5 protein-coding genes are annotated in these 6,222 nt (G+C 59.7%); 4 read left to right on the plus strand and 1 reads right to left on the minus strand.

What is annotated here, in order from left to right:
• Positions 1 to 79 precede the first annotated feature (79 nt).
• Positions 80 to 3,385 (minus strand): Cna B-type domain-containing protein, encoded by a 3,306-nt coding sequence (locus HMPREF3092_RS07675; RefSeq protein WP_256174408.1) that lies wholly within the window; start codon positions 3,383 to 3,385, stop codon positions 80 to 82.
• Positions 3,386 to 3,771: 386 nt separating this feature from the next.
• On the opposite strand from HMPREF3092_RS07675, the gene chrA reads away from it, so the two are divergent.
• From chrA to HMPREF3092_RS07695, 4 genes are all read left to right on the plus strand, one after another.
• Positions 3,772 to 4,995 carry a chromate efflux transporter gene (gene chrA, locus HMPREF3092_RS07680; RefSeq protein WP_070424453.1) on the plus strand — a complete coding sequence of 408 codons (1,224 nt, stop codon included), beginning with the start codon at positions 3,772 to 3,774 and terminating at the stop codon, positions 4,993 to 4,995.
• Between the two features lie 98 nt (positions 4,996 to 5,093).
• Entirely contained in the window at positions 5,094 to 5,303 is a 210-nt protein-coding gene (gene relB, locus HMPREF3092_RS07685; protein ID WP_019175984.1) for a type II toxin-antitoxin system RelB family antitoxin, read from the plus strand.
• A gap of 2 nt (positions 5,304 to 5,305) precedes the next feature.
• Positions 5,306 to 5,584: a type II toxin-antitoxin system RelE family toxin gene (locus tag HMPREF3092_RS07690; protein WP_019175985.1), complete on the plus strand. Its 279-nt coding sequence runs from the start codon at positions 5,306 to 5,308 to the stop codon at positions 5,582 to 5,584.
• A 49-nt stretch (positions 5,585 to 5,633) separates the two neighbouring features.
• Positions 5,634 to 6,122 (plus strand): GNAT family N-acetyltransferase, encoded by a 489-nt coding sequence (locus tag HMPREF3092_RS07695; RefSeq protein WP_070424454.1) that lies wholly within the window; start codon positions 5,634 to 5,636, stop codon positions 6,120 to 6,122.
• The last annotated feature ends 100 nt before the right edge of the window (positions 6,123 to 6,222 follow it).

A 6,222-nucleotide genomic window follows, 5' to 3' on the forward strand; every position in this document is an offset into this window, starting at 1 on the left:
TGGGTTCGAGTGACAGTTGTCACTCGAACCCAGCCCGCTGCTGTTGCGGTTAGCTTTCAGTTGGCTACAGCCTTTCGGTTCAGCTCCTGCGGGTGCGGAGCATTAGAAGCGTTCCTGCGCCGATGGCTGCGACCGCCACTGCGAGCAGCCCCGCGAACTCGGCACCAGTCCGCGGCATTCCTGGCCCAGGACTTCCTGGTTCACGAGGCGCCGGCCCTGGTGTCGGATCCTCACTCGGTTCCGGCGTCGGGGTACCGGACGGACCGGGGGTCGGCTCGTCGCTCGGTTCCGGCGTTGGTTCATCGCTCGGATCCGGAGTCGGTTCAGGCGTTGGTTCCGGCTTACGGGTGTTCGTAACCGTTACCTCGTAAGCGTTACCGGCCTCTTCCACCTCGACAGCGGAGTTGTAGCCCTCAACCGAATCTTCCTTCACCGTGTAGGTGACCGGGTCCCCGTCGATCGCGGTGGGCAGCTTTTCGAACGTGTGCTTCCAACCGCCCGCAGCAGACAGTTCGACCTTGTCGCCCACCGGAGTGCTTTCTTCACCCCTCTTGCGGATCAGCTGGACCTTCACCGCGTTCGGAGTCTCCGTGAGGTTTTCGCCCTTTTCGTCCTTCCACACCTTTTCGACATTGACATCGACGGGTGTGCGGACTGTGAACTGGGCGGAGGTGCGCATGCGCATCTTTGTGTTTTCAGCGCGGCCGACAGCCTTGTTGACGACAACATCGCCACTCGCAGCCTCGTGAAGCTCTGTCTTGACGGTGATGGTCTGCTTATCGCCATAGGCCAAAGGCGCAGCGGTGATGACGCGAATTGCCGTTGCGTCCTCTTGGAGGCCTTCCTCCCAGATGTCTGAAGGCTCACCCGTTTTGCCGTTGGCCTTGGCATTGGGGTCTTCATCAACGTCAGTTGCCGTCGTGCTGTAGACCTTGGCACCCTCGGCACCTTCAACACCCGTCACCTTGAGCGTGCCATCGAACTTCGAGCCCTGCGGGTCTCCATTTGCCGGGAGCACGTCGATGACGTCCGTCAGGTTGGACTTGGTCGGGTCGTTCGACGTCAGGTCAATAGTCCATTCGTTGGCGGCGACACCGTTCGGGGTTTCATCGACGACGGGGGTCTTAACGCTCTTCTTCAGCGAGGTGTAGCCGGCCTCCGGCACTGTGACTTTGGCCTGTGCCTTGCGAGTCTGGCCCTGGCTGGTGGCACTGACCTCGTTGACGTAGACGTCACCGGGCTCGGCGTCCTTGGGCAGCGTGGCCTTGTAGTTGATGACCCCCGCGTTGCCTTCGTCAAAAACGCGAATGTTGGGTTCAACATCGTCCTTTGTCCATGTCAGAACCTGCTGTCCCTTGCTGTTGGTTGTCACCTCGGGCTCAACATCGGCGCTGCCGGCAACATACTCCATACCCTTCGGCAGGGTGTCTTTGATGACCACCTGATCCTTGGGCATGTTGGCCACTTCAGATTCCAAGCCGTAGCGGATCGTGTAGTCAGCTTCTTCGCCCGGACCGTATTCGGGCTGAGCAACATCCTTGACAACGACCGGCAGTGAGGGCACGACGCGCAGAAGGTCACGTCCTGGGCCTGCATACGGGTAGCGAACGCCTTCGGTGATCACACCGGGGGAAGCAAACCCGGGAGTGATTTCCCGTTCGTTCGTGACGCGATCATAGGCAATCTTCGCGTTGATTCCCATGTCCCATTTAGTGTGCGTTTCATTGAGCACGGAAGTCCACGTCCAGACGTCTGCGCCAACCTCTACATCGTCATGAATCTTCTGTTCGATGGTCAAGTAGAAGTACGACTGTGGCAGCTTAGACAGGTGGCCCTTGTCGCGTGGTACGCGAACCTTCACAGCTTTGACCTTAGAAAGGTCGTCGGGCTTGGTGTAGCTCCAGCCGTCCTTTTCGTCTTTGCCTTCGTCAAACGGAGTTTCTTCGGTTCCGCATTTGAAAAGGTTCGGGTCCTCCACCTCGCCGGTGTAATAGAGGATCTTGATGTCCTCAATATTCTTGCCGTAATAGACGTTGGGCTTCGCGTCGGGGTTGGCCACGACACGGGCGTTGACGAAATCGACACGCTGGGTATCGAGGGTGTTGCAAATCCAGTTGTCAGAAAAACCCGCGACCCGCGGCGGCGCAATACCGGAAACGGACATCACAGTCGCGCCCACTGGCGCGCGAGAGGTATCAGACCATCCGATGCCCGGATAGGCCTTCGGGGACTGCGAGCCAACCACCCACGCACCCGTCCAGTTACCGCGGATCATCGGTGCACGGTTCTCGTTGTTTGAAGGATCGTCATCGCTGGTTGAGCCATCAACGGCGGTGTAGGTCGGCGCCGAAGCTTTCAGCGTCACGTTGGTCTTGCGGTTCGAGTCAGAGCCAGCAGCCTTGTAGGGGACTTTGACCCGCAGCTCACCGGCAGCGATCACTTCCCGCGGATACTTCGGCTGAACCTGAGGAAGGCGAACACCGTTGGAGTCAAGCTCTGGACGCTTCGCCTTGTAGTCCAGATCGGACAGAGTCAGACGAAATGTATTCGTGTCCGGGTCAATCAGTGTGAATTCACACGTCGGGAACCTCGCGGTTTGCTCCTGCGGTTTTCCGGGCGCCGAGAAAGGGTAACCGGAGTGCACTCGGTCAATCGGGGCGCAGGCTACATCCTGCGCGGTGATCTTTTCGCCGCGCACACCGTTGATCGTAATGTCGTAGCTGACGCTGCCCGGGCCTTCGGGTGAGCCCGTTGCGTGCGACAGGGAGAACGGGAAGTTCATGAACTGGTAGGTGTCGGGCTGACCGGTCAGTGAGCTCGGTGCACCGGCATCGAACTTGGCATCCATGAGGAACGGAGCCACGATCGGAATTTCTGGCAGGGTGGCTTCGAGACCCCGGAATGTTGCCTTCGCGGTGACCTTCGACTTCGCGGGGCCATCGACCTTGACGCCCGACAGCACCATCTGGGCGGTGCCTTCGTCACGCTCACCGATGTCACACGTCAGGGTGCGCTTGTCATCGGAAATCTTTGAAGCACCTTTGTCGCCACTGAGGCACTCACTGGGGATCTCACCAAAATGGGCATTCTCAACTGTGACCGTGAGCAGGTTGTCCGTTGCGGGGTCGTTGCCCGGTGCCGGCGCGGAGTCGTTGATATCCATGTGCCACACCATGGAAAGAACGTCGAGACCAGAGGTGACTTCCTCGGGCTGCTTCTTCCATTCGCCTTCGAGCTCATAGGCCTTCGTGCCGCCATTGCTTTGTGCGGTTCCGGCGGCGTACACCGATTGCGGTGCCAGCACCATAAGCAGTGCAACGAGCATGGCGACGAACGTCACGATTCGCTTCTGCATACTGCGGTCGGAGGTTTTCAATCCTGCCACTTTGGCCTCTCCACGATTGTCTTGTCGATGCCGGCCACCTGCCGGACGCTGAAGCACTGCAATCAGACCCGCCGATGAACACACCACTCACAGGGCATAAACAGCGCACTCTAATTATCACATCTTTTTAAGATTTTTACTAGGGTGCGGTTTTGCTGCCAGATTCACGCGCTAATGCAGTTTTGCGCTTAAATGCGCCGCATTAACGCGTGAATCTGCATTTAAGCGCAAGGTTGCAGTCGCAGGGTGCGCGCAATGCTGCGACAGTGAGTACGAGCAGCAGGACACGGGCCGCCGGCGGCTGCACTCCGCGGGCCGCGGAGCACCCCCGCCGCGGCACCCACGTGTTCACTCGCCGTTCACTCGGCTCATGGCCTAATGGGCGTATGGCACCGACAGCTGAAACACACTCACCGAAACCAACCGGAAACCCACTCGAAGTGTTTCAAGCCTTCCTCAAACTGGGGCTAACTTCGTTTGGCGGGCCAGTCGCCCACCTGGGCTATTTCCGCACTGAGTTTGTGCAGCGCCGCAAGTGGATCAGCGATGACCACTACGGACAGCTGGTTGCGCTGTGCCAGTTCTTGCCGGGCCCGGCATCCTCGCAAGTGGGCTTTGCTCTGGGCCTTCTCCGAGGCGGAACTCTTGGAGCCCTTGCCGCCTGGGCAGCCTTCACCCTCCCCTCGGCTCTCCTTCTGGTGTTGTTCGCACTTGGTGCCGTCCACCTCGGCGGTCCAGTGGGTGATGGCCTCCTCATGGGGTTGAAAGCTGTTGCCGTTGCTGTTGTGGCGCACGCGGTAGTGGGCATGGCGTCGACACTCGCACCTGATTTTCGCCGTGGCCTCATTGTTGCGGCAGGAGCTGCTTTGGCTCTGCTGATACCGGGAAACCTCGGTCAGGTGACCGCTATCGGTGTGGGGCTTGTGGCGGGGCTGCTCTTCTGCCGTGGGATGGCTGGTGGCGCTGACCATCCCCTGCGTGTGCCCGTCTCGAAGACCGCGGGTCTGGTCAGCGCTGGTCTGTTCGCGGTCCTCTTAATGGGGCTTCCGCTGTTGGCCGGCCTGGTTGCGAACCCGTGGGTCGCCACTGCCGATGCGTTCTACAGGTCTGGTGCGCTGGTGTTCGGGGGCGGGCATGTTGTGCTGCCGCTTCTGCAGGGTGAGCCCGCGATTGCCGAGGCGGTAAGCCAGGACCAGTTCCTAGCGGGTTATGGAGCGGCTCAGGCTGTTCCCGGCCCCCTGTTCACATTCGCAGCGTTCTTGGGGTTCACCATGGGAACCGGGGCCGAGGCGTGGCTCAGCTCCGCACTTGCTCTGGTTGCCGTTTTCCTCCCCGGAGTACTGCTGGTGATCGCCGCGCTGCCGTTCTGGGCTGCGGTGCAGACAAGCCCACTGGCCCGCTCTGGTGTGGCGGGAGCTAATGCCGCTGTTGTCGGGATCCTCGCAGCTGCTCTCATCACCCCGGTTGTCACTTCAGCTATTACGGGGCTCGCTCCCCTGCTGATCGTGCTGGCGTGCCTGGCACTGCTCATGCTGGCCAAGTGGCCGGCGTGGGCCGTCGTGTTGATCGGCGCGGCGACTGGGCTTGCAGCAAGCCTCATTGGGGCGTAGGTGGGCGGCAGAGCGAATCACTGCCCGCGGAGACGACAACCTTGCCAGACAATCCTCGTGCAGAATACAATGTATTCAGCACGAGAAAGGAGTGTGTCATGAGCACAATGACTGTCCGAATGTCTGACGAAGACGCAGCCCTTGTTCGCAAGTACGCTGACTTTGAAGGCATCACGATTTCCGACTTCGCCCGGTCAGCGATCTTGGAGAAAATTGAAGACTCCTATGACCTACAAGAACTCCGCGAAGCAATTGCCGAGGACACTGGCGAACGATTCAGCATTGACGAGGTCCTAGAGGAACTCTGACAATGACTTCGCCTAGGTACCGCGTCGAACTCACCTCTAAGGCTCGGAAACAGCTGAAGAAAATGGATCGCTTCGACGCGCGCATCCTCGCGACGTGGATAAAAAACAAGCTGGACGGATGCGCAGACCCCCGGACCTTCGGCAAAGCCCTCACCGCCAACCACTCGGGAGAGTGGCGGTACCGAGTTGGGTCGTATCGAATTCTCGCGGTCATTCACGATGACATCATCACCATCGAGGTCTTTTCCATCGGCCGGCGCGACAAAATCTACGGGCGCTGAACGAAAAGCCGCGGAAGCACACTTTGAAGCTCTTTGCTCGAAGGGAACAATGACTGCACTCACGACTGAGCGACTGATACTTCGCCCTCCACGCGACGGCGATGAAGATGCCGTCTTCACAATCCACTCGGACCCAAGGACCTACCAGCATCGCCCTGAACTGGCGATGAAGAATTGCGAAGAAGCCTCCGAGCTGCTTCGCTTGTGGCAGCACAACTGGGCGGAGGACGGAATCGGCTATTTTGTTGTCGTCCGAGAACCAGCCGACATCATCGGTTTTACAGGCCTGCGCTTCTCAGAAGAACAGGGCGAACAGGTACTCAACCTCTACTACCGTTTTGCGCCCGAAGCCCAGGGAAAGGGCTATGCCGCCGAGGCCGCGGCGGCCGCCATCGAATGGGCACGTCAGGCGCACCCCGAGTACTCGGTCGTGGCGATCATTGATCCAAGCAACGCCCCGTCTGCCCGGTTGGCTGAGAAGCTCGGCCTGCACCTGCAGACGGTAGACCATGAACAAGGCCACCTGTACCGGCTTTGAACGCAAGCCGCGGCAGAGCTTCGGCGCACTGGAACGCGAGCCGACGGCTGTCGAAAAGCGCCAAATAAAAAGTCCCGGGACACCGCATAAGCGGTGTCCC

Source organism: Brevibacterium sp. HMSC24B04, from assembly GCF_001806835.1.
Classification (GTDB): Bacteria; Actinomycetota; Actinomycetes; order Actinomycetales; family Brevibacteriaceae; genus Brevibacterium; species Brevibacterium ravenspurgense.